Raw genomic sequence first — 26,870 nt, 5'->3', positions numbered from 1 at the left:
GCGCTTTTTGAAGATAATGATCTTACGACCACGACCTTGATCCACCACTTCACCAACAACTGTTGCGCCTTCAACGAAAGGAGCGCCAACGGTTACACCGTCGTCACCACCTACCATGAGGACATTTTCGAAAGAAACGGTTTCACCCGCTTCACCTTCAAGGCGTTCAATCTTTACCACGTCGTCAGCAGCAACTTTGTACTGCTTACCACCGGTTTTCATGACTGCGAACATGTTATTTTCCTTTATGTTCTGATCCCAAATCTATGCAGCAAAACGGCTGAATGATTGGCTTTTTGTTCAGTCTATTACGGTTCAAGTTATGTTTTTAGCACATGCAAATTCCAAGCACTAAAAAAGCCGGACAGATTTCTCTAGTCCAGACATGAGGGGTAAATACTCTTTTTGTGGGGGGTTTGCAAGGGTAAATGGGGTGAGAATTGCAAGTAACGTGCGGTGACTTGCGTCCCTCTTCATCTTGTAACGAGAGGAAAGCTCCAACCTCTACAAAATCAAAAAAGCGGCAAGGCCGTCGTGTCTTTAATATCATCCATCACAAAGCTTGCTGAAATTTCTGAAATCGAGATTTTGGCGATTAGGCGTTGGTAGAAGTTGTCGTAGTCTTTTACGTCTGAGACCCGCACCCGTAGAAGGTAATCCAAATCACCCGCCATTCTGTGGGCGCCCACAATTTCGGGCATGTCTTTTACAGCCTTCTCAAACTTCGCGCTCAAATTTGGTTTTCGGTTGATGTTTGCAGGCCTCTTGGCTTTGCTGCATGCATTTATTCCTGCGTGGTTTGAAACAGCGGCCAGTGAGCAGGTTGAAAAATTACATGCAGAGCTAAACGCCCGACACTCTGCACCGTTTCGGGAGGGCTGAGTTGCAGCAGGAGAAGGGTGAAGAAAAAGACGTTGGTCGCTGCATATAGGTCCAATCCGGTTAAGCCTCTTCATCAATTTGTAGCATATTTGGTCTATGTGCGTTGCAACATGGGTTGGCTTGCCTTAAGCCTTGCCTATCCCAAGATGAAATGAGCCTGAATGGGCTAAGCGAAAGTAGAATTATGCGCCTAGATGCAATTCCCGTTGGTGATAATCCGCCACATGAAGTGAATGTTTTAATCGAAGTTCCCACTGGTGGCGAACCGATTAAATATGAAATGGACAAAAACGCAGGCACGATGTTTGTGGACCGTTTCCTCTACACTCCTATGCGCTATCCAGGCAATTACGGTTTTATTCCGCATACATTGTCAGATGATGGTGATCCGATTGACGTGTTGGTGCCAAACCAACGCCCGATCATGCCCGGTGCGGTCATGGCGTGCCGTCCGATTGGTGTTTTGACCATGGAAGATGAAGCTGGCATGGATGAGAAAATCATCGCAGTGCCAACCTCAAAGCTTACCCGTCGTTATGATGAGGTTATGGAAGTGACTGATTTACCAGAAATTACCATGAAGCAAATCAGCCATTTCTTTGAACACTACAAAGATCTTGAAAGCGACAAATGGGTCAAAATTCAAGGTTGGGGCGATGCTGCAAAAGCGCGCGAGATGATTGAAGAGGCAATTCGACGGGCGAATTAATTCGTTCTCATTGTTGCTAATTTTAAAAAGCCGCGTCCGCACTGGATGCGGCTTTTTTGGTTTCTTGGTCTTTTCGTTTGAATTGACATTAAGGCGTCGATGATATTTCGTTGGCGTATAATGGAGCCTCAACTCAATATAATTCGCAGTGATATGAATGGCGTAGATGCGGCGTTGCCTCCTGTTCTTCTGGTGCATGGCGCTTGGCATGGAGCTTGGTGCTGGCAAGATAATTTTCTCGATTACTTTGCATCCAATGGCCATGAAACCTGCGCGATTGATTTGCGAGGTCACGGCAACAGTCCGGCGCAAAAGGCGATGCGGTGGAATAGAGTTTCTGATTATGTCGATGATGTCTTGAGCGTTGTTGAGACATTTGAGCACCCACCTATCGTGATCGGTCATTCTATGGGTGGTTTTGTCTGTCAGCATTTAATGGCACGAACCAACCATTTGTCGGGCGTTGGTTTGCTGGCGAGTGCGCCGCATTATGGTGTTTGGGATGCAACGCTGCGAACGGTAAAATCCAGCCCCCTTAGTTTTTTAAAAGCCAATATGGCGATGTCTCTCTATCCCTTGGTGAGCGACCCTAATGAGGCGGTGGCTTTGTTTTTGGATGAGGATGTTGAGCCGTCTAAGGGCCATGCTTTTGCAAGCAAACTGGGCGACGAATCTTATTTTGGTTTTCTGGATATGCTGTTTCTCAACTTGCCCAAGCGACCGCAAGCGCCTGCGCCTGTCTGCGTGATTGGTGGGGTGAGCGATAAGTTATTTTCGCCAAGCTCTCAGCAAGCCATCGCCAAGCATTATGATGGAGAGTGCCATATTATCGATGGGGCTTCACACAATGTGATGATGTCAAAACATTGGGAGAAGGCGGCAGAAACATATTTGTCTTGGATGAAGACATTATCTTAAAGGTGCGGCAGTCTCACTACGTTGGGGCTGGCCTTGATTTGAAATCATCCACGTTTAGTAGAGCGTTTTTCTGTATTCTTCTTCAATGTCGCGATCGATTTTCTCAATTTCTTCAGGACTATCGGGAAGCGTTTTGGTTTGCTCCATAATGATTTGAGCAATGGACGGAAGTTCATCTCGATCTTGATGCGACGCCACATCCCATAATTTTGAACGACGAAACGCTTTGGCGCAATGAATGAAGACCTCATCCAAAGTGACGATAATGGCGGCAAGGGCAGGGCGTTCTTTCACGGCCATCATGGCGAGTAGGTCGGGATCGTTTGAGATTTGCGCCGTGCCATTAACGCGCATTGTGTCATCAAAGCCTGGTACTAAAAACAACAAGCCGACAGATGGATTGCTGACGATATTGCCAAGGGTGTCGAGGCGATTATTGCCGGGGCGTTCTGGTATCACCATCGTCTTGTCATCCAAGACTTGAACAAAACCTGGTAGATCGCCGCGCGGGGATACATCGGCACTTCCGTCTTTTGATTGTGTGCCGAGGCATAAAAACGGTGAGCGTTCGATAAAGGCGCGTGAGTGTTGGTCCAATGTGGTTTGAACTTTGTCTCCAGAAAGCGGATGCATTTTTGGGAAACAAGCGCGCAAGGCATCTTCATCTTGCAAAAGGAACTCTTGCTTTATCTGGTCGTTGGCCATTGCTTTCTTCTCCCGTTTTCGTTTTGCTCTTATAAATCCTTAACCAAACGAAGGGCATCATAGATTGCTGCATGGGTGTTTCGCGCACTCACCGCATCACCGATACGGAAGAGCTGGAACGCGCCGTCTTCATTGCGGACGATGTCTTGTTCATCTGCTGAAAGAAGTGCGTCATAATCTACCGCACCGCCATTGCTGCTAACTGGTTTGAGATCAAAATAAAGATCATCGAGTGGCATGGTACCATAATTGACGACCACCTGATCATAGGTTTGTTCATGGGTGAGTTCGCTATAATCCGTGCCGATGGTTGCGGTTATTTTGTTGCCGCTACGACTAACCCCAAGCAAGCGGCGGGTAACGGTGAAGGTTACATCTTTATCTTGCAGTGCCCGCATATAGGGGGTGAGGTTCATGGCCATAATATCAGGGGCAAAAATCCGGTCAGGCGTCATAATTTCCACCTTTGATCCCGCGAAAGCTGCAACTTCTGCTGCCTGCATGGCCGGATGATCGCCGCTCTCATCATATATCAACACGTGGTCTGCTGGTTTCACGTCACCAGAAATTAAATCCCATGCGGAAATGACGTCGGTTTCTTCTTTGCCTTTTTCGTGGAGCTCAAGATTGGGCAGGCCACCTGTGGCGATGATGACCACATCAGGGTTTAACGCGGTTATGTCGTCGGCTTCGGCCCATTTGTTGAAATGAAACACCACACCGCGCGCCTCGCACTGCGCCATACGCCAATCGATAATGCCGATCATTTCTTTGCGTCTTGCAGATTGTGCGGTAAGTCGCACTTGGCCACCAGCATCCGCTTGCGCCTCGAAAACCGTCACCTCATGGCCACGCTCTGCGGCAACGCGGGCTGCTTCTAACCCACCGGGTCCAGCGCCAACCACCACCACTCTCTTCCGCGTATCGCTCGGTGTGATTGTATGGGGCATGGAGAGTTCTCTGCCCGTTGCCGCGTTGTGTATGCACAAAGCTTCGCCAGCTTGATAAATACGGTCGAGACAGTAGGTGGCGCCAACGCAAGGGCGGATATCATTTTCGCGCTTATTCCGAATTTTCTCAACAATATGCGGATCAGCTATATGTGCGCGGGTCATGCCGACCATATCAAGCAGACCGCTTTCAATTGCATGGCGAGCGGTTGCCACATCTGGAATGCGGGCTGCGTGGAAGGTTGGCATACCGGTTTCTTGTTTTATGCTACCTGCAAAATCGAGATGAGGTGCACTCTTTGCGCCTTGTATTGGGATCACGTCTGTCATTGCTGCGTCGGTATGAATGCGCCCGCGAATGATATTGAAGAAATCAATTTGGCCGTGGTCGGCTACCATCTTGGCAAATTCAAGTCCCTCTGTAGCTGTAGTGCCACCCTTTTCAACTTCATCGGCGGTGAAGCGAATACCCAATATGAAGTCGTCTCCGACCCGCTTGCGACAAGCGGCAATCACGTCATTAACAAGCCGTGATCTGTTTTCCAGCGTGTCCGCGCCATAAGGTCCAGATAGATCATTGGTGAGTGGCGAGCGGAGCTGATCAAGCAGATGGCCATAAACTTCAAACTCGACCCCATCCATGCCGCCCGCTTTCATGCGTTCTGCCGCATCAGCAAAATCTGTGATGATGCGTTCAATATCCCAATCTTCTAACAGTTTGGGAAAAGAGCGGTGGGCAGGTTCGCGATGTTTGGTGGAGGAGACAGAGGGAAGCCAATTGCCTTTGTTCCAACCTGTACGCCGTCCAAGGTGGGTGAGCTGGATCATCACGGCGCAATCATGCTCGTGGCAAGCGTCTGTGAGTTGCTTAACCCACGGCACGACTTCATCTTTATAAGCGAGGATATTGTTGAAAACGGGTGGGCTGTCTTTTGATACAGCGGCAGAACCCGCCGTCATTGTCAGTGCGACGCCTGCTTTTGCACGTTCTGCATGGTAAGCGGCATAACGCTCTTTTGGCATCCCATCTTCAGGATAGGCAGGTTCATGCGCCGTAATCATGATCCGGTTTTTCAACGTCAAATGCTTGAGTTGAAAAGGTTGTAATAATGGATCTTTTGACATGATTTCCTCCCAAAAATCGGCGCGGCTTTTCGCAGGCCTACGTTGGTTTTATGAGAGCATATCTGTCAAGGCACAACCGCCTGATTGCGACTTTTACGCAATCAAGTTTGCCAAATATCTGGAGCGGCCTGTTTGGGGCTAGTAGCCGAGAACAGCTGGTCTAATTGACGTTGCAATGAAGGTTTGCAGGAAGAACAAGATCACCAACAAAATGATCGGTGATAAGTCCATGCCACCAATGGCCGGAACAAAGCGACGGATCGGGCGCAGCATCGGTTCTGTGACTTGGTATAAGAAACTACCAATTGTTGAGATGAACTGATTGCTTGTATTGATAATGTTGAACGCATAGAGCCATGAGAAAATCGCGCTGGCGATAATCAAGAACCAGATAATATCAAAGATGAAATCGATCGTGGCGAAGACTGCAATCATGCGGGAGCCTACTCTATGCTTAGGGTTTGTCCTTAGCCGACATAATAAGCCCACGCGCAAAAAGCAAGTTTGTCGTTCAATGTTGGTGAACGTGTCCCCAAACGAGAAACGGGCAAATGGCAGCCCTTGCAGCTTCCATTTGCCCGCGTACTCAAATACTCTGCTGAAAGACGCACATACCTGACATTCAGCTCGGACAATATGACCTATTGTGGTTTCCAAGTTCTGAACAAGTGTAAGTGCCATATATTGAGGGCTTACGCTTTAAACTACTAGATATAGAATGTATTTGCTTGCTGTTTACATTTGTGTCTCAAAAAGAAACGAATGTTTTGCAAAATGAGAGACTGAGCGTCGAATTTGCGAATTTTTGAGTGAATTTTTTTCAAAAAAATAAATTATCTTGGATCTGCAGCAAGCCAATTATCTAGAAACTGATTAAGCCAGCGTTTTATCGGCTTGTCATAGAGCAATCGCCCTTCCAAATGCTGTTCTCGCGGCATGGTGCCAGGCATTGTCATGCGCTCTGCTCCCCCGATCAACCAACGATAGTGCATGGCAAGCGTGAGTTCGGCATGAAACTGAACACCGAAAATTGCATCATCCAGTTGGAATGCCTGATTTTCAAACATCTCGCCAGAAATGAGCTGTTGAGCACCGCGTGGTAGGTCAAAACCTTCTGCATGCCATTGGAAGACGTGGCTGGGTGCTGTTGGCATGGCGTGATTGTGGTTTTTTGGCCGTTCATCGATGACGGGATAAAAGCCGATCTCAGCTTTTCCTTCTGGATGCTCGTAAACCTTGCCACCGAGATTTTTTGAAAGCATTTGCGCGCCAAGGCAAATACCGAAAAACGGGGCGCGTTCTTTTAACGGCACCGAACACCAGTCGATTTCTTTCTTGATGAAGTCATCAGGATCGTTGGCGCTCATAGGTCCGCCAAAGATGATTGCGGCTTTATGTTCATCCATCGTTTCAGGCAGTGGATCATCAAAACGAGGACGCCTGATATCCAATTCATACCCGCGTTCTTCTAATAACTTTCCAACCCGACCCGGTGTGGACTGCTCTTGATGAACAATGATGAGGATTTTTTCTGGCATAGGTGCTTTACGAGTTTTCTATTGTGCGGCCAGCTTTGCTTCGACTTTTTGTCTCAATCGAACGCGTTCGCGTGTTTCAACACCAAGCAGCTCTGCAATGCGCCAAACCACACTATCCTCAATTTCGTGCAAAACACCATCGGCCAGCACAATTTGCCATAGCATCTCGACAATGTTCAAAAGACCGTCGCGGTCTAATTGGCGTTTGATGAGACTGGTGAAATTATAAAAATCGACAGATGCTTTATCCGCAGCCATTGCCTCATTGATCAACGCATCCATTTCGCTGGCTTCAAGATCGTATTCCGCTTTTAAAATCTTGGTCAGGGTTTCTCGTTCCGCAGGATCTATAAAACCATCAACGACCATCACATGGGTCAAAAGGGCGGCAACAGAGAGGCGCGGGTCATTTGCATCAAAATGCGCAGCTTCTGCTTCCGGCTCTGCGGAAACGCTGCTGAATAGTTCCATGATTTTTTCAAACATTGTGATCGCCCCATCGTGCTATTTACCAAAGCATAGAGGGGCTTTCATCGTTCTACAATTCAACAAACACATGAAATTATGTTTGTAACAAATTTGCAGCTTATTTTTTATTGAACCAGCCAAGACCTGTATCGGTTGTTGTCTTTGGCTTATATTCCGCGCTGATGTGGCCATCATAACCAAGCGCGTCAAAGTACTGAAACAGGAAGTCAAAATTGATTTCACCCGTGCCCGGTTCATTGCGGCCCGGATTATCAGCAATTTGGATATGGCCGATTTGATTTTGATAGGTCTTAAAAGTGTTGGCGATGTCGCCCTGTGATTTTTGCACGTGATAGGCATCAAATTGAATGGCGAGATTGTCGGCCCCAACCTTCTCAACGACGCTTGATGCTTGTTCGATGTAATTGAGATAATAGCCTGGAACATCGACGGAATTGATGGGCTCGATCAACAATGTAATGCCTGCCATCGCCGCTTCTTCTGCTGCATATTTAAGGTTTGAGACATAGGTTGCTTCAAGTTCAAAAAGATCACACTCGTCGGGAATGAGACCTGCCATACAGTGAATTTTTTTGCAGTTTAATGCGTCGGCATAAGCCATTGCGATGGCAAGGCTCTCTTTAAAATCTTCGCGTCGCTCTGGCAAAATCGAAATACCACGTTCGCCCTTATCCCAATCACCAATTGCCATATTAAATAAGACTTGTTGAAGATCGTGCTCTTTCAACTTCTCAGCAATATCATCGCGGTGATGCTCATATGGAGAGAGATATTCCACGGCATTGAAGCCAGCTTTTTTAGCCGCTTCAAAGCGATCCAGAAAATCGAGCTCTGTGAAAAGCCAAGAAAGGTTGGCAGCAAAATTTGGCATGGGGTCTCTCCGTGATGGTGCCCCTTGGCTATAGCAGTTTTTCAAAACAGGCAAACCGTATTGTGTTGAAAAGTGCCGCAACGGTTTGTTTCTTTGACATGGAGAGGGGGTAAAAGATATGACGGATGAAAGACCCCTACCAACACCCACGCCAATGTGTATCTCGACATGACTAATCCCACACCAAGCGACCATAGTTTCCGCGATTTATTTCGTGCGTTTGGTAAAATTGGTGTGCTGTCATTCGGTGGACCTGCGGGCCAAATAGCCTTGATGCATAAGGTGGTGGTTGAAGAAAAGCGATGGCTTTCTGAAGCGCAATATTTAAGCGCTTTATCGTTTTGTATGTTGTTGCCTGGACCGGAGGCGATGCAGCTTGCGACCTATGCTGGATGGCGCATTAAGGGTGTGGTCGGCGGGCTGATTGCAGGTTTGCTTTTCGTGCTTCCGGGCGCTCTGGTTATTTTATTGCTCGCCAGCCTTTATGCAGGTTTCGGCGCGGTTCCCTTGGTGGGCGTGATCTTTTTAGGGATTAAAGCAGCCGTTGTTGTGATCGTTATTGAGGCTTTGATCAAAGTGGCAAGGCGGGCACTTAAACGTCTTGATTATTGGGTAATTGCGGGTCTCGCCTTTATCGCGCTTTTTAGCCTCAACTTGCCCTTTCCGTTGATCATCCTTCTGGCGGCAGGCTATGGCGCAGTGATGATTGATAAAGTGGAGGACCGCTCACCCTCTGTTGCTTTGGGGCAATCCTTTGCGGGAACAGTAAAGACCGCCGCAATCTGGCTCTTCATTTGGCTTGTACCGCTTGCGGCCCTTTGGCTGGTCTTGCCTGATCATGTGTTGACTGAGATTGGCTTGTTCTTTTCAAAGCTTGCTGTTGTCACCTTTGGCGGGGCTTATGCGGTTCTTGCTTATATGGCGCAAGATGTGGTGCAGGGGTTTGGCTGGCTTGAGGCTGGGCAGATGATGGATGGTCTCGGCCTTGCAGAAACCACACCCGGCCCGTTGATTTTGGTGACGGAGTTTGTCGGCTTCCTCGCGGGCTTCAGTCAGGGTGGTTACGGCCTTGCGTTCATCGCGGCATTCATCACTTTGTGGATGACCTTCGCGCCGTGTTTTTTATGGATTTTCACCTTCGCGCCTTATGTAGAATGGATATCTGATCAACCGCGATTAAAGGGTGCGCTTGCAGGCATTACGGCAGCCGTGGTGGGGGTGATTTTAAACCTCAGTATTTGGTTTGCTTTGCATGTATTCTTTGCCGATGTTCAGCAAGTACAATGGGCAGCTTTCAAAATATGGCTGCCAGAATTAGCCACTCTGGACTGGCGCGTGGTTATTCTTGCGCTCATTAGTGCCGTGTTGTTGCTGCGGCTTAAATGGTCCGTTTTGATGGTGTTAGGCGTAATGGTTGTTTGTGGTGTGGGGCTTTCGCTCGCTGGGTTTTAACGCCCCGTGGCCATCACGTCACCAAGCCCTTCAATCTTATAGATGCATTTGTCTCCGGCTTTAGGGAACAGAGTTTTAAGGGCGCTGCCTGTCATGATCACTTGGCCTTTGGTCAATGCACCGCCGCGTTTTGCTAGATGGTTCGCAATCCAAGCCAGACCTTCCAGCGGATGGCCAAGCGCATTGCCAGTGTTGCCGTGGTCCACTGTTTCACCGTTCCACTCAACGTGGCTCTTAAGATTGCCAATATCTAGTGACTGCCAGTCATAAACCGGCTTGCCCAGAACGATGCCGCCATTCCAGCAGCGGTCCGCTAAAATAGATTTGGCATCAAGGTCGGCATAGTCCGCGTCGCGGTCGTCGATCATCTCAAGCGCTGGCATAGCTGACTTCACGAAAGGGGCGATGGTCTCGCGGGTGAAAGGAGCTTGATCAAGCGGCACATCTTCTGCCAGTTCAAAAGCCACCTCAAATTCAAAGCCTACACGAATATAATCGGCGACAACTGGCTCATGGCCCGTGTGAAAAATATTGTCGTCGAAAAGCCCGCCATATGCGGGTTGATCAACGCCGCACATGGCTTGAATGTCAGGAGAGGTGAGCGCGATCTTGTGGCCACCGAATTTGTCGAGTTTGGTCTCAGCACGCATGATGCGGTAAAGCGCGTCTTGGATCTTATAAGCTTCTTCTAATGTTGTCGGTTCGTCGTCACCGCGTAGAGGCGCAAAGCGTTCGCGTGCTTGGTTTGCATTAAAGAGCTTGCGGGCGATCGCTTCGGTTTTATTCGCGTCCATCAAATTTTCCTCTTTTACTTAGTACGCTTGCCTCATCGTGATGCAATGGCGGTTCCTGCGGCAAAGCCTGACGACCAAGCCCATTGGAAATTATATCCACCAAGCCAACCCGTCACGTCGACAACTTCGCCAATGAAGTAAAGCCCGTTCACATGCTTGGATTCAAGGGTGCGAGAATTTAAATCTTTGGTATCGATCCCACCAAGTGTCACCTCGGCTGTGCGATAGCCTTCTGAGCCAATGGGCTGAAGCGTCCAATTGTTGATCGCGTCGCTTAACTGTCGCAGTTTTTTATCTGATTGATCCGCAAGATTGCCGGAAAGAGAGAGCCGCGCGAGAATTTCTTCAGCGAGCCGCTTTGGCATCATGCTGGATAAAAATGCGAATAGAGCGTGTTTGCCATTTTTTCCACGCTCTTCCTTTAACGAAGAGAAGAAGTCTAATTTCGATTTTAAATTTAGAGAGATTTCTGATTTTTCGCGCCAGTAGGATGATATTTGCAAAATTGCAGGGCCAGATAATCCGCGGTGAGTAAACAGCATCGCCTCATCAAAGCTGGTTTTCCCGCACTTTACAGACACATCTAGCGAGAGGCCTGCAAGCTTTTGGGTTAAAGCCAAAATGTCATCTGCGAAGGTGAGTGGCACGAGGGCGGGGCGGGTCTCAATGATTGAGTGGCCGAACTGTTCGCCAATCTCATAACCAAAACCAGTGGCCCCCATTTTGGGAATTGATTTGCCACCACACGCAACAATGAAATTCTCGCAGGTCATTTCTATTGTTTTGCCAGACTTAACGAGGGTTAAAGCAAAGCCGCTTTCGGTTTTTTGATAGTCGGTCAAGCTGGTTTCGAGCGAAAGTTTAGCATCCGCCTTGGTCATTTCTTTTAAAAGCAACGCGATAATGTCTTTCGCACTCTCATCACAAAACAACTGGCCCAAAGTCTTCTCATGATAGGCAATGCCGTGCGCCTCAACCAGATTGATGAAATCGCGGGCTGTGTAACGGCTTAACGCTGATTTTGCGAAGTGCTTGTTTTGTGAAATGAAATTGGCAGGAGAGGCGTGAATATTGGTGAAATTACACCGCCCGCCACCTGAAATTCTGATTTTCTCGCCCGGTGATTTGGCGTGATCAACCACCAAGCAATCACCTCCTGCATGGATCGCGGCCATCATGCCAGCGGCACCTGCGCCTAAAATTACGGTTTTATAATGGGTCTGCATGGGTTAGACGTCTTGAAAAATTCACAAAAAGGGCGCACAATAGCTGCGTGTTGAGTAAGTCATTCATCACCCGATGTAAATTAACATCAATGCCCGATGTAAATTAACGTCAATGTATGAAAGTCATCTGGAGCGGACTTGATCTTTTCTTTTGAAGAGACGACAAACAAAATTCTTCAATTGGTCGACGGTGAATGCCGCTCGACAGGATCAAATTTACGCTCAATTTCCTCATCACTCATAGTCTTAGGAAAGGACAAGAGTTCTGAAAACCTCCCACGATGAGGGGTCTGCTGCTGTGCCGGCCCAAACAGATATATCAAAAACACTACCGGCTTCTACAGCCAGTGCTTTTGCCGCTGTGATCACCTCTTTAGAAGATGCTAAAGCCGAAGAGATTGTCTCCATCGACATCACCGGCAAATCAAGCATCGGCGATGCTATGGTTGTAGCATCTGGCCGCTCGCACCGTCATGTCGGAGCGATTGCGGATCGCTTAACCCGTGATCTCAAAGAAGCAGGATATGGTTCTGCCCATGTTGAAGGCTTGCCCCATTGTGATTGGGTGTTGGTTGATACAGGCGATGTTATTATTCACATCTTCCGCCCGGAAGTGCGTGAGTTTTATAACATTGAAAAAATGTGGTCCGTAGCCAATGGGCAAGAAACTGTTATTGCCAACGCTTAAGCAAGTGCTTGGTGTTTTGAGAAGTAGAGTAGGAGGGGTTTGATGAAGTTATCCCTCCATGCTGTGGGCCGCATGAAGAACGGGCCAGAGCGCGAGCTTTTTGCCCGTTATTTTGACCGTGCCTCTGCCAGCGGTAAACAGCAGGGCATTCATCCCATCATTGTTAAAGAATATAGCGAATCCAAAGCGCAGCGTGGTCCTGACCGTAAGCGCCAAGAAGGCGATGAGATTTTGAGCAATATTGATGCCTCAAGTTTCGTGATTGCTCTTGATGAACGGGGTAAAACCCTTTCCAGCCCAGATTTTGCCAGTTTGATAGGGCGCGCCCGCGATGATGGGGCGAAAGAAGTGGTGTTTGTGATTGGCGGCGCTGATGGTTTGGATGATGCCGTGCGCAAACGGGCGCAACGAACCATCGCCTTTGGTGCCATGACATGGCCGCACCAAATTGTGCGGGTGCTGGCGGCAGAACAAGTCTACCGCGCCATTTCGATTATGGGCAATCACCCCTATCATAAGATTTGAAACCTATTTCTGGCGAAAACTGCCCGATGATGTGGTTTTTAGTGTGATCAATTTTTCAAAATATGTGGCGGATTAAACACCTGTTAACCCAGATGTTTGGTTATAGTGTTTGAAATCACTTCTCAAAGGCTGTCGATGTCTTATCGCACTAGGCAAAAGAAACTGGGGTTTGGGCAAGCACGGGCATTGTTGCTCGCGGCGAGCTGCGTCTCATTGTTTGGCTTAACCAGCAACGGTTTTGCGCAGGACGCTTTGCTGCAAAATCAAGAAGGTGAAATTCTACTTCAGCCTGAAGTAGCGCCCACCTTTGAAGCAGCGCCTGTTGATCCTTCTTTTGGCAAGAAGAAGCAGGCCGCTAATCAGCGCAAAGCCGAGCACGAGGAAGCTTTACGTCAAATCAATGATGCTTTGATCATTTCAAACAACAAGCGCAAAGAGCTGGAAGACAGTGTTGCTGCTCTGGATGAAGATCGCACCGCTCTGGTTGATCAGTTGATTTCGACCGCCCGTTCTATTCAGCAAACAGAAGAGGCGGTTTTAAAAAGTAAGAAGCGCCTTGATGATTTTGCTGCTCAAGAAAAGATCATCAAAAAATCCCTGATTTCACGTCGCGCGGTTTTATCTGAAGTGCTTGCCGCTTTGCAGCGCATGGGCAAAAATCCACCGCCAGCGATTGTGGTTAGTGCCAGTGATACATTGTCGGCTGTCCGAAGTGCTATTTTGTTGGGTTCTGTATTGCCTGAATTGCGCACCGAAGCTGAAGCGTTGATCGCGGATCTAACCTCGCTTTCAAAAATTATTGCCAGCACTAAGGCCGAATGGCAAAAGCGTGTTGACCAAGAACGTACCCTCAGTGAGGAGCAAGTTCGGCTTGATTTGTTGATCAAAGAGAATCAGCGCCTCAAGGCTTCGTCTGGTCAAGAGCTTGTGAGCGCCACGGACGACAATCAATCACTGTTTGGTAAAGCTACAAATCTGCGTGAACTGATCGCATCTGTTTCTAATGAAATTGAGACGATTGATTTTGCATCACGCGCGGCGCAAACACAGGCACAACGCAATGCCGCAAAGAAAACAGCAGCCTTTGAGGCTGGGCGTTTGAAGACGCTGGCCGACATCAATGAATTGCGTTCGGTTGAAGTGCCTGAGACAAGTGACGCGGGTGAAACACTCGCTCAATCCGGTGAAGCAGGCGTGGTTCTGGCTTACAATAGTGAAGAAGGAAAAGCTCCTGCAGTTCTTCCTGATGTGGCGCGCGAAGTGGTTGATTATAACGCATTGCTCGATGATGATTCCGCCGCTAACCCTAAGGGATCCTTTGCAAAAAGCCGTGGAACGCTAAATTTGCCAGTGCGCGGTGTTTTGCTTCGTGCTTTTGGTGAGGCCGATGGTTTGGGTGGTGTATCTGAAGGTATAACCATGGAGACGCGCGCACAGGCGCCCGTGGTTTCTCCCTCTTCGGGACGTGTGGTTTTTGCGGGTGCGTTTTCTGGATTTGATCGACTTATGATCATTGATGTTGGTGACGGATACCACATGGTCCTTGCTGGCATGAACAAGATTGATGTGAAAGTTGGCGATAAGATTGTTGCGGGTGAGCCTGTTGCGTCCATGGGTGGAAAGCGCTCAAAACGGCTTGCTGGCGTCTCTACCGATGCAGCTTCCTTGTTGGCGAGTAATTTTTCTTCTGGTCAAACGCAGCCCATACTATATGTTGAATTACGGAAGAATGGTAATTCTGTAAATTCTTCGTCCTGGTGGACGAAATCATCTTAAGGCTGGTGGGCCCAATATTGGAAAGAGGTAAGCACCTTGTTTCGTAAGTTTACATTATTAGTCGTGGGTATAGCGATTGGCGGCATCGGTGCTTCAGTGCTATCCCAAGGTGGTTATCTGTCTGGCTCATCTGCTGAGGCAGCGAGCCGAAGCACATATCGCCAATTGCATTTGTTTGGTGACATTTTTGAACGCATTCGTTCAGATTATGTCGAAGAGCCAAAAGAAGAAAAGCTGATCGAAAACGCGATCAATGGGATGTTGACGTCTCTTGATCCACATTCCAGCTATCTACCGCCAAAAGCGTTTGAAGAAATGCGCACCCAAACGACGGGTGAATTTGGTGGACTTGGTATTGAAGTTACCTTGGATGAGAAAACGGGCTATGTCCGTGTGGTGACACCAATTGCTGATACACCTGCTGACAAAGCGGGCGTTTTGGCTGGTGACTTGATTAGCCATCTTGATGGTGATGCAATTCGTGGCTTGAAGTTGAATGAAGCCGTTGAAAAAATGCGCGGTAAAGTGAAAACACCGCTTAATTTGACGATTGTTCGTGAAGGTTCCGACAAGCCAGTTAAAATTACGGTTGTTCGCGACATCATCAAAATTCGTTCAGTGCGTGGCCGTGTTGAAGATGACGTGGCTTATATCCGCATCACTCAGTTTAATGAAAAGACTTTCAGCGGTGTTAAATCTGAGATTGAGAAGCAATCAGAAGAAATTGGCGACAAGCTAAAAGGCTTCGTTCTTGATCTTCGCAACAACCCGGGTGGACTTTTGGACCAGTCGATTGCTGTTTCTGATGTTTTCCTCGACAAAGGTGAAATCGTTTCAACCCGTGGACGCCATGCCAATGAAACGCAACGCTATAGCGCGCGCTCAGGTGATTTGACCAAAGGCAAGCCTGTTATCGTTTTGATCAATGGTGGTTCTGCCTCCGCATCTGAGATTGTGTCTGGCGCTCTGCAAGATCACCGTCGTGCGACAATTATCGGATCACGTTCATTTGGTAAGGGATCTGTACAAACGATTATCCCGATCGGGTCAAGCGGTGCAATCCGCCTGACAACTGCCCGTTACTACACACCATCAGGCCGCTCTATTCAGGCAAAAGGCGTCACACCGGATATCGATGTTGAACAGCCATTGCCAAAAGAGTTGCAAGGTGTGGACGTAAATCGGAGTGAAGCTGACCTTCCTCGTCATCTAAGCAGTAGTGAAGATGATGATGGTGAGAAAAAGGGTTCGCCTGCCTATTTCCCGCGTGAACGTGCGGACGATAAGCAGCTTGATTTTGCTCTTGATCTTCTACGTGGCAAACAAACCCATGCGATGTTCCCACCTGATGCTTCAAAAGGTGTGCCGAACTAGGCTTTCGTCGCAAACACATGAAAAATTGAAAAACCCCGCTCAACGGCGGGGTTTTTTGTGTTTTAGCCTCGTTTTAGAAATTGAGGTTAAGAAATGCTTAAGACTGTTTGCCGCTATACTATCGCTTCGTCGAATCGCAAGACATATGCGACATAAATAAGGACACTGCGGTGAAAGATCTCACCAAACCTCTTGGTGCAGCTGCTTTAAAAAAGAAGAAGCAGCAGGCCAAAACGCAAAGAAACAGGAAGCTCGGCAGTTTTATGCAGCGGGTTCCTTTTGTCTTTATGTCTGCATTTCTTATATTTGGTCTTGGAATAATTTCTGTCATCTGGGTTGCTGTTGTCGATAATCCGAATGGCGGCGAACCAATTGTCAATGTGCGCATTGTTGAGCCGAAGTTTGATAGCGCTGACCGTGATGTTGGTTTGGTTTCTGTTCGCGAAAAGGAAACAGCCAAGAGCATTCAAGACGGTCTGGATGATGAGCCGACGGTCCTAACAGAACTCACGCCTGATAGTGAGGGTGTTTTGGAGCCGCTCGACCCTGATGAAGTGCTGATTTATGACCCAAGTAAGATTGCAGAGACTAAAAAGAAAATTAGCCTTTCGACCGTGGGTGATAAAGCACTGCTTGAGCGGTCGCGTTATGGATTTTTGCCGAAGGTTGGTGAAAATGGCGAAAAACCACTTTTGGCTTATAGCCGTCCGTTAAGCGGTGCGGCTGCCAGCAAAAGCCGCATTGCAATTGTCATCGGCGGTTTGGGTATCAACAAAACAACAACACAGCGCACGTTGAGTGAACTTCCCCAAGAAGTGACGCTTGCCTTTGCCCCTTACGCAGACGGTCTATTGGATTGGATGTCTCGCTCACGAAGTCGTGGCCATGAACTGTTAATGCAATTGCCATTGGAGCCGTTTGATTATCCAAACAATGACCCAGGTCCACGCACACTTCTTGTGGAAGCGCCATGGACTGCTAATGAAGACAAATTGCATTGGTTGTTAAGCCGTATGACCAACTATGTCGGCGCGATGAATTATCTGGGCGCGCGTTATTCCGCCTCTCCAGATGCGCTTGGCGCGTTGTTCACGGAACTGCGCAATCGAGGCCTAATGTACGTGGACGATGGCTCTACGCCGCTTAGCCGCGCGGGTGAAGTTGCGTTTGATCGTAAACTTCCATTTGCTCAAAGTTCGTTGGTGATCGATTCTGTTTTGACAGAAGAAGATATCGATGCACGCTTGCTTGAACTTGAAGGTCTTGCCCGCGACAAAGGCACTGTGATCGGTGTTGCTTCTGCCTTCCCAATTACTATTGATCGGTTGGTGCGATGGGCGAAAGACGCTGATCGACGGGGTGTTAAATTGATCCCGATTACTGGTACACTTGATAAATCAAGCTTCTAATTCTGCACAAAGTATCTCTCATGTCTAAGCAACTCACTCATGATGACCTGCCCTATCGCCCGTGTGTGGGGGTGGTTTTGTTTAATAAGCAGGGTCAGGTATGGCTCGGTAAGCGGCAATGGAACCATGTGCCAGAACATCGTGAACCGGACTATTTGTGGCAATGGCCGCAGGGTGGCATTGATAAAGGCGAAGACCCGCGTGTTGCGGCTGAACGTGAACTTTATGAAGAGACGAGTGTGTCGTCCTTTTCATTCCTTGGTGAAGTGCCAGACTGGTTGAATTATGATCTGCAACCGGAAATGCTGGGCGTTGGCCTTAAGGGAAAATATCGTGGTCAAACACAACGCTGGTTTGCGTTTTTGTTTGAAGGCGATGAGAGCGAGATCAATGTCACAGCACCTGGTGGCGGCGCGCATCCGGCGGAATTTTCGGAATGGCGCTGGGGTGATTTAACTGAAGCGCCAGACCTTGTTGTGCCGTTTAAGCGCGATGTTTATGAGCGGGTGGTTGAGGCTTTTGCAGATTTTGCGAAACCAACTGTTTAAGCGTTAGCCGCAAACAGTGTTGATCCTTATACACTCAACTCAGCCTTCCACTTTTCCGTTCCATTGAATTGTCTTCATGCCAGTTAGGCGAGTTTGGCGCATAAACTCCGCCTCAACTTTTTGAAGTCGTCCCTGAGAAGCGCGGATGCCTGGCTCTAGCCAAACTTTTGCAATATCAAGGCTCTTGCCTGCTCGATTGGCCTTCATGTCAACACGGCCAATAAGCTGGTCTTTTTCAAGTAGCGGAAAAATGTAATAGCCCCATTTGCGTTTGGCGGCGGGCACGTAAATTTCAATGCGGTAATCAAAGCCCCATAACCATTCAAGTCGTTTGCGGTCACGGATTACGGGGTCAAAGGGCGAGAGGGCGCGGACGCGGTTTGGTAAGGGGGCCAGATTGTCGGTGATGTCTTCTATATCGGCGCGGGCAAAAAGTTCTTTGGTTGATTTCCCAAGCCCTTCAACTTCAATCGAACAGACGGATTTATAGTTTTGTTTCGCGAGCCACTCTTTCACTTCAGTGATGGAGAGAAGGTCCCAATAATGGGCGATATCTGAAGGCGAGCCAAAGCCCAACCGTTCTAATGCAGAGCGGCATGCCCAATCGATGAATTCTTGTTTGCTAACGGTGGCATTGCAATTTTCTGCACTTAAACAGCGTTCTGGTAAGTCATAGACCTTTTGAAAATTGCGCCGTGCTTTGGTGCCAAGTTTTCCTGTACGCCACAGATATTCAAGCGCTGCTTTACCATCGTGCCATTGCCACATATCGCGTTTTTCTTTTGTGCGCTCTAAGTCACGTGACATCAAAGAACCCCGTTCTTCAACGCGTGATAGTAGGCTTGTTAGATGGTCAGAAAATCCGTTGCCCTGCCACTTTGTGAACTTGTTTTTTAACCGCGCTTCTTCGCGCTCAAACTTATGTTTCCAATAGGGATAAAAGGCGGTTGGAATGAAGGAGGCGTCGTGGGTCCAGTTTTCAAACAGCAGCTGATCGCGCTCAATCAAGGGTTCCAAATGTTGTGGGCGATAGGTTTGGTTGCGGGCAAATAGCGTCATGTGGTGGGCACGTTCAACCCACTGGATGCTATCAAGTTGCACGAAGCCCAATTGCTCGATTAGCTCATAGAGTTCTTGGTTTGATTGTTTGATGCTCGGCGGGCGCGTCAAACCTTGCAAATGCAAGATGGTATGGCGTGCCGTTTTTGCTGAGAGCTTCAGCATTAAAACCGTTCTTCGCCGCTTTTGCGATGCGGGTCTGGGAAGTCGCGGTAGAGCGCAAATTTAATGCCCGCCACTTGTTGATTGACTGATGCGTGTTTCTTCTCAACATCGCCAGCGCGTTCAGAGACCATGCCAAAGGCAGCGTCGAGCTGTGCGAGGTTTTCCACTTCAATCATGATGTGAAATTCGCCAAGGCTTTCTGGTCCAAGCCCAAGCTTGCGCCGCATCAAACGCCAAGAGACGATTTTCTCTTCGCGTTTGAGGTGGTTCATGAACTGAGCCAAATCATCGGCAAATTCGATGTCGGATTGGCCGCTCTTAAGATCGAAAAAGCCGTGATAAATATCCATTAGACCGGCTTCAATGTTTGTGGGTTAAGACCACCCATATTGCAAACAATGTCCCATTCATTCGGTTTTACCGGCTGAACGGATAGGCGCATGGATGTCACCAGTGACATATCTGCCAAGCTCTCCGTTGCTTTCACCTGCTTCAAAGAGACAGGGATTGGCATATCGCAAAGAGCACGGATGTCGACGCATTCCCATCGATCATCGTCGATGGTGCTGTCTGGATGGCAAAGAGCGGATATTTCGCAGATGCCAACCACATTCAACCCCTCATTGGAATGATAGAAAAAGGCACGGTCGCCAAGTTCCATTGTTCGCATGAAATTGCGTGCTTGGTAGTTGCGAATGCCATCCCATTCTTCGCCAACGTCGCCCTTGGCTTTTTGCTGCTCCCAAGACCATTTGAAGGGCTCGGATTTAAACAACCAATATTGCATTTCGCTTACTCCGCAGGTGCGCCGATGACCCATTTCCAAGGAGAGATTTCGACGCTCTCAAATAGGCCTGCTTTGCCATATGGGTCTGAAGCAAAAAGCGCGTCTGCTGCTGCTTGGTCTGCCGCTTCACACACAACCATAGAACCTGACATATCGCCATTTTCATCAAGCATTGGGCCAGCAAGAACGATTGGGTTGCTTTTCAACCATTCAACGTGGGCAGGGCGATTATCAACGCGGACTTGAAGAGCGCCTTTTTTGTCTTTGCCATAAAATACGAAATGCATGAGAAGGTTCCTTTTATTTTAAAGTTTCTAGCCAAGGGATTACCATTGGTATGAGTTGGTGTCACCCTAGATGCGATATGTGGGTATCAAATTTTAGGGACGACTATTTAATTGGGTCAGGGAAATGACGAGACATCGTCTTTGCTTGTGACTTGAGCACATAAAAGGGTGCAGCTTTGGCGGCTGTATATAGATCAACCGGCGCCCCGTTTTCGCATTTTGATAAGGGGTTGCTCATACCATCCGCCACCCGTCGCGCGGTCTCATTGGCTTTATTTTCACGACCATTGACCATGCCATAAACACAGCCGATGCCGCCAGTGTCTAGGCTTGCGACACTCTTGATGACGAGAAACTGTTTCCGGCTCGTCGCATTGCCTTCTCCGTTATCGATGAAATGACGATAGATCGCAGCGATGGGGCGACCTTTTTTCAAGCGCCATTCAATTGTCAGGTTGATCTGGTTGAAACTACTAAAACTTTCCCAAGAACTTTGGGTTGTTATTTGGTGGTTTAGATGACCGAATTGAACGCTTTCGCGTAGGTCTCCTGTTGATATCCAAATTGGATAATCTTGATAACCGGCACATTTAAAGTGCCCGCCTAGATCAGGTTCATCGACTGGCGGTGTGTCGATCCGTTTGCAGTCTTTATCCCAATCGATTTTGGAATAGGCTGACGTTGCATCAGCCGCTTGTGCATTGGAATGTAGCAAGGGTGTAATCAGTGCCAATAATATGGCTATTTTTGTGCCTTTGAAAAACATAAGAGGCCTCTTTCTATAAAATATAAGAGGCCAGTTTATCAGCCTAGCTCAGCTTTTAAAGGGCGCTGCATGAGTTTTCTCATCGCTTCATCAATTGGCAAGGCTTCACTCAAAACCGCATCAATTGCGTCAATAATTGGGGTTGATATGCCCGCATCTTTGCAGAGCTTAGCCGCAATTGATGTTGTGTGAACGCCTTCGGCAAGTTTTAGCTGTGTAAGGTCTTCGCCGTTACCGACAGCCATGCCATAAGCAAAATTTCGCGATTGGGGGCTGGAGCATGTCAGCATCAAATCGCCGAGGCACGAAAGTCCCATCAGCGTTTCAGGCTTCGCACCGAAGTGGCTGGCGATACGGGAAAGCTCTGTAAAACCACGTGTTGTAAGGGCTGCTTCTGCACTTGCACCAAGCCTTCTTGCCCGCGCCATACCAACGGCAAGCGCGATGACGTTTTTAAGCGCACCGCCAAGTTCGGCACCGATAACATCATCAGAGGCATAAGTGCGAAGCCCTTGGCTTGAGATAGCCTCAGATAGGGTCGTTGCCATTGCCAATGTTGGTGCCGCCAAGGTGACCGCTGTAGGAAGGCCACGCGCTACATCATGGGCAAAGCTTGGGCCTGACAAAGCCGCGATTGGATTATTGGGCATGACTTCAGCCGCAATATCGCTCGTGCGTTTACCGGTAGTTTTCTCAATGCCCTTTGCACAGAGCAGAATTGTCGCGTCGTTTGAAAGGTGCGGTTTTGCATCTTCTAAGATAGTGCGTAGCGATTGGGTTGGGATGACAACAAGAGCAAGCTCGGTGCCTTTGATGTCTACGAGGCTAGTCGTGGCTTGGATGCCCGCTGGCAGAGTTATGCCTGAAAGATAGCGCTCATTCTTCTGGTTATCATTTACATCAGCCACAAGTTCTTCAGACCGCGCCCATAGTTGCGGGGCTTTGCCTGCGCGCGCTAGATGGGCGGCAAGGGCTGTGCCCCAAGCGCCGCCTCCAATAACTGAAATTCGCTTCATACTTTTGGCCCTCGTTTGCCCTTGCCAACCACTGTGCTGCTTTCTTCATCAAGCGGCCAGCGCGGGCGAGGGGTAAATGATAAGTCGCCACTTTCACCAAGCGCGATGCGTTCCAATGCCGCCCAGCCAATCATCGCCGCATTGTCCGTGCATAGCTTCAACGGTGGTGCGGAGAGTGAAAAACCTTCCGTCTCGCAAAGTTTTTCAAGTGTTGATCTGATTTTCTGATTGGCTGCAACCCCACCAGCTACCACGAGCGTTGGTTTTTTCTGGTTAGGAAATTGTTCTTTAAAAAGTGCCAAAGTGCGTTCGATCCGATTTTTTAAAATATCACTGACCGCTTGCTGGAAAGACGCGCAAATATCGCTGACGTCTTGGTCTGTTAAAGGGGCGTGTTTTTCTGCGGCCAATCGAACAGCTGTTTTAAGGCCAGATAATGACAGGTTTAATGTTTCATGGTGTTGCATGGGGCGAGGGAAGTTAAAACGCGCTTCATCCCCTGCTTTTGCCATTTGTTCCACAGCCGGACCGCCTGGATAATCTAGCCCTAGCATTTTAGCGGTTTTATCAAAGGCCTCACCCAGTGCATCATCAATTGTTGTGGCAATGCGCTCGTAATTGCCGACGCCATGAACGAGCAAAATTTGCGTATGGCCGCCAGAAACCAAAAGTAACACATAAGGAAAAGCAACATTGTCTGTTAGCCGCGCTGTAAGAGCGTGGCCTTCCAAATGATTGATTGGATAAAACGGCACGGCCAATGCATGAGCCATTGCCTTGCCTGTCATCGTGGCAATCAACAATCCACCATTAAGGCCGGGGCCTGCGGTGGCGGCGATGGCGTCGAGGTCTTGGGCCTTGATTTTGGCATCATTCAAAGCGGCAGCAATCACGCCATCAATGGCTTCCACATGCGCGCGTGCCGCAATTTCGGGTACGACACCACCAAAAGCTGCGTGTTCTTCGATTTGGCTCAACACGACATTGGACAAAATATGGCTCGTTCCGTCGTCATGGCGGCAAAGAACACTGGCTGCGGTTTCGTCGCAACTTGATTCTAAAGCCAGAACAAGTGGATTGCTCGCATTGGGCGCAGGTCGTTTTGAATGTTTAAGTTTTGTGAAATCGGACATAAGGGCGTTGATGTAGAGAACCAAACGGCTATTGTGTCGCGGAACCTATCACTTGAGCCGAACTGCTTGCAAATGAATCCGACATCTTTCTCATCCAACTCCCCTTTAAAAATTGGAACCCGTGGCAGCGACCTTGCTTTGGCACAGGCGCGTGAAGTGCGAAGTCTGTTAATGGCAGCGCACGCAATGGAGGAAAATGCGTTCTCTATTACGGTTATCAAGACCACGGGCGATATTGTTGTCGACCGTCCCTTGTCTGAGATTGGTGGTAAAGGGCTTTTCACCAAAGAGATTGAGCAAGCGCTGATTGATGGCGATATTGATATTGCGGTTCACTCTTCCAAGGATATGCCGACAACTCTGCCAAATGGCTTGGTGCTTGATGTGTTCTTGCCGCGTGAAGATACGCGCGACGCCTTCATTTGCGAAAAGGCAAGCGGGCTTGATGGTTTGGCTCAAGGGGCGGTGATTGGTTCATCTTCTTTGCGCCGCCAGGCGCAACTGTTGCGCTATCGCTCTGATTTCAAGGTGATTATGTTTCGCGGCAATGTTCAAACTCGTTTGCGTAAACTGGCAGATGGCGTGGCTGAGGCAACATTGTTGGCGGCTGCTGGCCTTAGTCGGTTGGGTATGTCGCATATTGTGGCTGATTATCTTGATGAGGGAGCGTTCTTGCCTGCCTGTGCTCAAGGGGCGATTGGAATTGAAACGCGCGATGGTGACGATGTGACGCAAAACTTCATCGCACCGCTTCACGATGCTGGAACGGCGGCTGCAGTTCAGTGTGAGCGCGCTTTCTTGAAAGTGCTCGATGGATCATGCCGAACCCCGATTGCAGGCATTGCGCGCATCGAGGGTGATGCACTTTCTTTCAAAGGAGAAGTGCTTCGGCCTGATGGTTCTGAGAGTTTCCCGATTGATGGTTCGGGAAGCATTGCCGATGCTGTTGCGATTGGTGAGGAAGCGGGGCTTCGGCTGAAATCGCAGTTGAGCGATGATTTCGTGCAAAGCCTCCACCAGCGTTAAATCATGCGTGTACTCGTCACCAGACCAGAACCCGATGCCAGTTTAACAGCTGAGCGCCTACGGGCCGCAGGGTATGAGGTGTTGGTTGCGCCGATGTTGGAAACAGTTTTTTTAAACGAACCGCTTGATGATATGCACACGGGTGATTTTGTTGTCACAAGCCGAAATGGTGTGCGGGCGTTAGCTAAGGTTGCAGACGAAGAAACCCGCGAAACAAGAACCCTTTATACTGTGGGCGATGCAACAGCAGCTTTGGCGCGTGGTTTCGGGTTCAAACATATTCGCTCTGCTTCAGGTGCTGTCGATCAATTGGTTGATTTGATCGGTCCTGCTCGCTCGGATGATCGTGCGGGCCTCATTTATGTTTGTGGGCGAGATCGCAAAGGAAGGCTTGAAGATAAGCTAAAGGCAAATGGTTGGCAGGTAGATGTTGCTGTTCGTTATTACAGTGATAGCGTCGATCATCTCTCACCCGATATTTTGACGGCGATTGAAAGTGAAACAATCGACGCAGTTCTGCTCTATTCAAACCGCACTGCTGAGGCATTTGAGGGTGTGATTAAACGATATAAAATAAGTCAATTGACTAACTCAATAAAGTTTTTCTGCCTTGCCAAAGGCATTGAATCTGTGTTCGATAGGTATGGAAAAATACAGCTTATTGTTGTAGAGCATCCAAATGAACAATCTATGTTCGATGCTTTGGCGCATTATCAAAACCGTGGTTAAGAGCCGTTAGGAAAAAAATGACAGTTTTTACCTGGCCGGCGAACACAATAGAACGAGTTAGAATATGGCAACTGGTGAAAATCAAAAACCTGGTAGTAGAGCTACTGGCCGTGGCAAAGGTAAAGGCACGGCATCAAAACCACAAAGTGCACAAGCACGCGCGCGCGCCGCAAAAAAATCGGTGACAATTGATCTTGAGGCAAAGGATGTAACGCCTAAGCCAGAAGCAAAAACGTCAGTTCCAAAAACGCGTTCGACTACTAAAACAACCAGCGAAAAAAGCGCGCCTTTTAAGAGTGCTGCAAAGCCAGAGGCTGCAGCGGCTACAGCGACGAACGCCAAAGCAGAAACGTCGCAGGCTAAGCCAGCTCCAACAGCATCGAAACCGACAGCCTCGAGCAGTAAAGAAGTGCCGAACAATTCTGAGGCCAAAAATACGAATGTTGGAGGAACGCCTCCCACCAAGCCTCCTGTGCAGAAGACTGAAAAATCAGGCGGTTCATTTTTCCCAAACCTTGTGGCTTCAATTGTCGGCGGTGTTATCGCGATTGGTGCCCTTATTGGCTTGCAAAAAGCAGAGGTTATTCCAAGTTTTGGTGACGGTGGAGTAAATGCCCTTACAAGTCGTGTCGCTAATTTGGAAGATGCGCCTGCCGTAAATGCAGTAAGTCTCGATGAGTTTGTTTCTCTTTCTGAACGTCTCGATGAAATGGAGCAGGGCATTGAAAATAATGATAAAAACTCTGTTCCTGAGGAAGTTTTAGCGCGCCTAACAGCATTGGAAGCGCGTTTGGCTGACGCTGAAGGAAGTGTCGCACCTGCGACTACTGGTGATGCAGCGTTGCCAAGTGGCATTACTGAGCGCCTCGCTGCGATTGAAGCACGGCTGAGTGCGAGCGAAGGAGCAGGTGTTGATGGTCAAATTACTGCTTTGAACGAGAAACTGACAAACCTAGATGCAGAATTTACAGCTGTTCAAGCCGAGTTGAAAGTTGCAAACAGCGCTAATCAACCAGCAGGAGATGTGAACACTGGTTCTGACGGCGTTACGGGCAGCGCGGGCGATGATGCGTCTTCGGGCTTGCAGTCACAGTTAGCAGCCTTGCAAAAAAAGGTTGCAGCTCTTGCAATTCCAGTGGCAGGCCAAGGCGGCAATGACGCGATAGTAAGTGCGGCAAGACAGTCTATTTTTTCAACGATTGATCCAAAGTTTATCGCACTTCAAGGCCAGCTTGATGAGACATCTTCGTTGCTTGGTGCAGTTCAAGACAAGATTGCATCTGTTGACAGTGCTCAAAGCGATATTGGCGGTAAACTTACAGCGCTCACTGAAAAGCTTGGTAGCGTTGAAGGGGCTCTTGATACGCAGAATGAAACCACGGCGAGTGTACAGCTTGCGACAAAAAGTTTAGCTCTCGAAAACCTCAAAAAGATTGCTCAAAATGGCGGAGCTTTTGGTTCCGCTCTCACGTCTTTGGAACGTGCTGGTATTGAACCAGAAGCGATTGAATCGCTGCAACCATTTAGTGTAACTGGGTTGAAGGATGGGGCGAGCTTGAAAAGTGAGTTGATCAACTTAATTACGTTGGCCTCTGCCAAAGATGGTGTGACGGGAGAGACACTGCCGGAACTTTCTGCTTTTGAAAAACTGGCGAAGAATGCAAAAAGTTTCATCAAAATTCGTTCACTAAGCGATGATGATACGGGTCCCTTTAATCAGCTGCAGAAACATTTTGACGAAAGCAATGTGAATGGCTTCCTAGAAACTTGGGAAACGTTGAGCGAAGACCAAAGACAGATTTTCGATGAATGGCTCGTGGAATGGAAAGGCAATTTAGCATTGTCTTCTCTCATTCAAAAAATTGAACAAGATGTGGCAGGAAACCCTGCCGATGAAACGTCGTCACAGTAAGTAAAGGTTTG

Annotated in this window: 29 protein-coding genes and 1 pseudogene; 13 read left to right on the top strand and 17 right to left on the bottom strand. The window is 48.5% G+C overall.

The window, feature by feature from the left end; genetic code table 11:
* Together rplU and ABJO30_09270 are read right to left on the bottom strand one after the other, a co-directional pair.
* A partial coding sequence (gene rplU / locus ABJO30_09275) for a 50S ribosomal protein L21 (protein MEP3233005.1) occupies nucleotides 1-234 on the bottom strand: 234 nt, incomplete at its 3' end.
* A 278-nt stretch (nucleotides 235-512) separates the two neighbouring features.
* Nucleotides 513-698, bottom strand: a pseudogene (locus ABJO30_09270) (Lrp/AsnC ligand binding domain-containing protein).
* Between the two features lies 1 nt (nucleotide 699).
* Between ABJO30_09270 and ABJO30_09265 the strand changes: the two are divergent.
* The 3 genes from ABJO30_09265 (at nucleotide 700) to ABJO30_09255 (ending at nucleotide 2,509) form a co-directional block, all read left to right on the top strand.
* Nucleotides 700-882 (top strand): DUF6356 family protein, encoded by a 183-nt coding sequence (locus ABJO30_09265; protein ID MEP3233004.1) that lies wholly within the window; start codon nucleotides 700-702, stop codon nucleotides 880-882.
* 184 nt (nucleotides 883-1,066) lie between these two features.
* Nucleotides 1,067-1,591, top strand: a complete 525-nt coding sequence (gene ppa / locus ABJO30_09260; GenBank protein ID MEP3233003.1) for an inorganic diphosphatase — start codon at nucleotides 1,067-1,069, stop codon at nucleotides 1,589-1,591.
* Between the two features lie 120 nt (nucleotides 1,592-1,711).
* Complete coding sequence (locus ABJO30_09255; protein MEP3233002.1) at nucleotides 1,712-2,509, top strand: alpha/beta hydrolase; 798 nt, start codon at nucleotides 1,712-1,714, stop codon at nucleotides 2,507-2,509.
* Between the two features lie 54 nt (nucleotides 2,510-2,563).
* On the opposite strand, the gene ABJO30_09250 is transcribed toward ABJO30_09255, so the two are convergent.
* The 6 genes from ABJO30_09250 to otnI form a co-directional block, all read right to left on the bottom strand.
* Complete coding sequence (locus ABJO30_09250; GenBank protein MEP3233001.1) at nucleotides 2,564-3,214, bottom strand: pyridoxamine 5'-phosphate oxidase family protein; 651 nt, start codon at nucleotides 3,212-3,214, stop codon at nucleotides 2,564-2,566.
* 29 nt (nucleotides 3,215-3,243) lie between these two features.
* Nucleotides 3,244-5,289 carry an NADH:flavin oxidoreductase gene (locus ABJO30_09245; GenBank protein ID MEP3233000.1) on the bottom strand — a complete coding sequence of 682 codons (2,046 nt, stop codon included), beginning with the start codon at nucleotides 5,287-5,289 and terminating at the stop codon, nucleotides 3,244-3,246.
* A 138-nt stretch (nucleotides 5,290-5,427) separates the two neighbouring features.
* Complete coding sequence (locus ABJO30_09240) at nucleotides 5,428-5,724, bottom strand: YggT family protein (GenBank protein MEP3232999.1); 297 nt, start codon at nucleotides 5,722-5,724, stop codon at nucleotides 5,428-5,430.
* A gap of 398 nt (nucleotides 5,725-6,122) precedes the next feature.
* Nucleotides 6,123-6,827 carry a glutamine amidotransferase gene (locus tag ABJO30_09235; GenBank protein MEP3232998.1) on the bottom strand — a complete coding sequence of 235 codons (705 nt, stop codon included), beginning with the start codon at nucleotides 6,825-6,827 and terminating at the stop codon, nucleotides 6,123-6,125.
* Nucleotides 6,828-6,845: 18 nt separating this feature from the next.
* Nucleotides 6,846-7,313 (bottom strand): TerB family tellurite resistance protein, encoded by a 468-nt coding sequence (locus tag ABJO30_09230; GenBank protein MEP3232997.1) that lies wholly within the window; start codon nucleotides 7,311-7,313, stop codon nucleotides 6,846-6,848.
* 100 nt (nucleotides 7,314-7,413) lie between these two features.
* The gene (otnI, locus tag ABJO30_09225) at nucleotides 7,414-8,187 is read right to left on the bottom strand and encodes a 2-oxo-tetronate isomerase (GenBank protein MEP3232996.1); all 774 of its coding nucleotides are present in this window, start codon (nucleotides 8,185-8,187) and stop codon (nucleotides 7,414-7,416) included.
* A 168-nt stretch (nucleotides 8,188-8,355) separates the two neighbouring features.
* Here otnI and chrA point away from each other — a divergent pair, with 168 nt between their 5' ends.
* Nucleotides 8,356-9,639 (top strand): chromate efflux transporter, encoded by a 1,284-nt coding sequence (gene chrA, locus ABJO30_09220; protein MEP3232995.1) that lies wholly within the window; start codon nucleotides 8,356-8,358, stop codon nucleotides 9,637-9,639.
* Here chrA and ABJO30_09215 read toward each other — a convergent pair.
* Nucleotides 9,636-10,433 carry a fumarylacetoacetate hydrolase family protein gene (locus ABJO30_09215; GenBank protein ID MEP3232994.1) on the bottom strand — a complete coding sequence of 266 codons (798 nt, stop codon included), beginning with the start codon at nucleotides 10,431-10,433 and terminating at the stop codon, nucleotides 9,636-9,638. The genes chrA and ABJO30_09215 overlap by 4 nt on opposite strands.
* A gap of 32 nt (nucleotides 10,434-10,465) precedes the next feature.
* Nucleotides 10,466-11,659: an NAD(P)/FAD-dependent oxidoreductase gene (locus ABJO30_09210; GenBank protein MEP3232993.1), complete on the bottom strand. Its 1,194-nt coding sequence runs from the start codon at nucleotides 11,657-11,659 to the stop codon at nucleotides 10,466-10,468.
* Between the two features lie 316 nt (nucleotides 11,660-11,975).
* Here ABJO30_09210 and rsfS point away from each other — a divergent pair, with 316 nt between their 5' ends.
* The 6 genes from rsfS (at nucleotide 11,976) to ABJO30_09180 (ending at nucleotide 17,979) form a co-directional block, all read left to right on the top strand.
* Nucleotides 11,976-12,347, top strand: coding sequence for a ribosome silencing factor (gene rsfS, locus ABJO30_09205; protein MEP3232992.1), 372 nt, complete (start codon nucleotides 11,976-11,978; stop codon nucleotides 12,345-12,347).
* A gap of 42 nt (nucleotides 12,348-12,389) precedes the next feature.
* Nucleotides 12,390-12,872, top strand: coding sequence for a 23S rRNA (pseudouridine(1915)-N(3))-methyltransferase RlmH (rlmH, locus tag ABJO30_09200; protein ID MEP3232991.1), 483 nt, complete (start codon nucleotides 12,390-12,392; stop codon nucleotides 12,870-12,872).
* Between the two features lie 135 nt (nucleotides 12,873-13,007).
* Entirely contained in the window at nucleotides 13,008-14,648 is a 1,641-nt protein-coding gene (locus tag ABJO30_09195; protein MEP3232990.1) for a peptidoglycan DD-metalloendopeptidase family protein, read from the top strand.
* 36 nt (nucleotides 14,649-14,684) lie between these two features.
* A complete protein-coding gene (locus ABJO30_09190) occupies nucleotides 14,685-16,022 on the top strand; it encodes a S41 family peptidase (protein ID MEP3232989.1) in 1,338 nt (445 codons plus the stop codon).
* A 170-nt stretch (nucleotides 16,023-16,192) separates the two neighbouring features.
* Nucleotides 16,193-17,431: a divergent polysaccharide deacetylase family protein gene (locus ABJO30_09185; GenBank protein MEP3232988.1), complete on the top strand. Its 1,239-nt coding sequence runs from the start codon at nucleotides 16,193-16,195 to the stop codon at nucleotides 17,429-17,431.
* Between the two features lie 20 nt (nucleotides 17,432-17,451).
* Nucleotides 17,452-17,979, top strand: coding sequence for an RNA pyrophosphohydrolase (locus ABJO30_09180; GenBank protein MEP3232987.1), 528 nt, complete (start codon nucleotides 17,452-17,454; stop codon nucleotides 17,977-17,979).
* Between the two features lie 39 nt (nucleotides 17,980-18,018).
* Here the strand turns inward: ABJO30_09180 and ABJO30_09175 are convergent, their stop codons facing one another.
* The 7 genes from ABJO30_09175 to tsaD all read right to left on the bottom strand — a co-directional run bounded on the left by ABJO30_09175 (nucleotide 18,019) and on the right by tsaD (nucleotide 23,192).
* The gene (locus ABJO30_09175) at nucleotides 18,019-19,203 is read right to left on the bottom strand and encodes a crosslink repair DNA glycosylase YcaQ family protein (protein ID MEP3232986.1); all 1,185 of its coding nucleotides are present in this window, start codon (nucleotides 19,201-19,203) and stop codon (nucleotides 18,019-18,021) included.
* Nucleotides 19,203-19,553 (bottom strand): DUF6614 family protein, encoded by a 351-nt coding sequence (locus ABJO30_09170; protein ID MEP3232985.1) that lies wholly within the window; start codon nucleotides 19,551-19,553, stop codon nucleotides 19,203-19,205. Before ABJO30_09170 ends, ABJO30_09175 begins: the two co-directional genes overlap by 1 nt.
* Nucleotides 19,553-19,990 carry an EVE domain-containing protein gene (locus ABJO30_09165; protein ID MEP3232984.1) on the bottom strand — a complete coding sequence of 146 codons (438 nt, stop codon included), beginning with the start codon at nucleotides 19,988-19,990 and terminating at the stop codon, nucleotides 19,553-19,555. Before ABJO30_09165 ends, ABJO30_09170 begins: the two co-directional genes overlap by 1 nt.
* Before the next feature lie 5 nt (nucleotides 19,991-19,995).
* Nucleotides 19,996-20,277 (bottom strand): YciI family protein, encoded by a 282-nt coding sequence (locus ABJO30_09160; protein ID MEP3232983.1) that lies wholly within the window; start codon nucleotides 20,275-20,277, stop codon nucleotides 19,996-19,998.
* A gap of 103 nt (nucleotides 20,278-20,380) precedes the next feature.
* Nucleotides 20,381-21,043, bottom strand: coding sequence for a hypothetical protein (locus ABJO30_09155; protein ID MEP3232982.1), 663 nt, complete (start codon nucleotides 21,041-21,043; stop codon nucleotides 20,381-20,383).
* Nucleotides 21,044-21,081: 38 nt separating this feature from the next.
* Nucleotides 21,082-22,059 (bottom strand): NAD(P)H-dependent glycerol-3-phosphate dehydrogenase, encoded by a 978-nt coding sequence (locus ABJO30_09150; protein ID MEP3232981.1) that lies wholly within the window; start codon nucleotides 22,057-22,059, stop codon nucleotides 21,082-21,084.
* Nucleotides 22,056-23,192, bottom strand: coding sequence for a tRNA (adenosine(37)-N6)-threonylcarbamoyltransferase complex transferase subunit TsaD (gene tsaD, locus ABJO30_09145; GenBank protein ID MEP3232980.1), 1,137 nt, complete (start codon nucleotides 23,190-23,192; stop codon nucleotides 22,056-22,058). The genes ABJO30_09150 and tsaD overlap by 4 nt, the downstream gene beginning before the upstream one ends.
* A gap of 72 nt (nucleotides 23,193-23,264) precedes the next feature.
* On the opposite strand from tsaD, the gene hemC reads away from it, so the two are divergent.
* The 3 genes from hemC (at nucleotide 23,265) to ABJO30_09130 (ending at nucleotide 26,859) form a co-directional block, all read left to right on the top strand.
* Nucleotides 23,265-24,218 (top strand): hydroxymethylbilane synthase, encoded by a 954-nt coding sequence (gene hemC / locus ABJO30_09140; protein ID MEP3232979.1) that lies wholly within the window; start codon nucleotides 23,265-23,267, stop codon nucleotides 24,216-24,218.
* A 3-nt stretch (nucleotides 24,219-24,221) separates the two neighbouring features.
* Entirely contained in the window at nucleotides 24,222-24,947 is a 726-nt protein-coding gene (locus tag ABJO30_09135) for a uroporphyrinogen-III synthase (GenBank protein ID MEP3232978.1), read from the top strand.
* Between the two features lie 64 nt (nucleotides 24,948-25,011).
* The gene (locus ABJO30_09130; protein ID MEP3232977.1) at nucleotides 25,012-26,859 is read left to right on the top strand and encodes a hypothetical protein; all 1,848 of its coding nucleotides are present in this window, start codon (nucleotides 25,012-25,014) and stop codon (nucleotides 26,857-26,859) included.
* Nucleotides 26,860-26,870: the final 11 nt, after the last annotated feature.

This window comes from Hyphomicrobiales bacterium, from assembly GCA_039973685.1.
Classification (GTDB): Bacteria; Pseudomonadota; Alphaproteobacteria; order Rhizobiales; family JACESI01; genus JACESI01.
The sequence above is the reverse complement of the archived record's forward strand: the minus strand, read 5'-3'. Positions and strand labels throughout refer to the sequence as shown.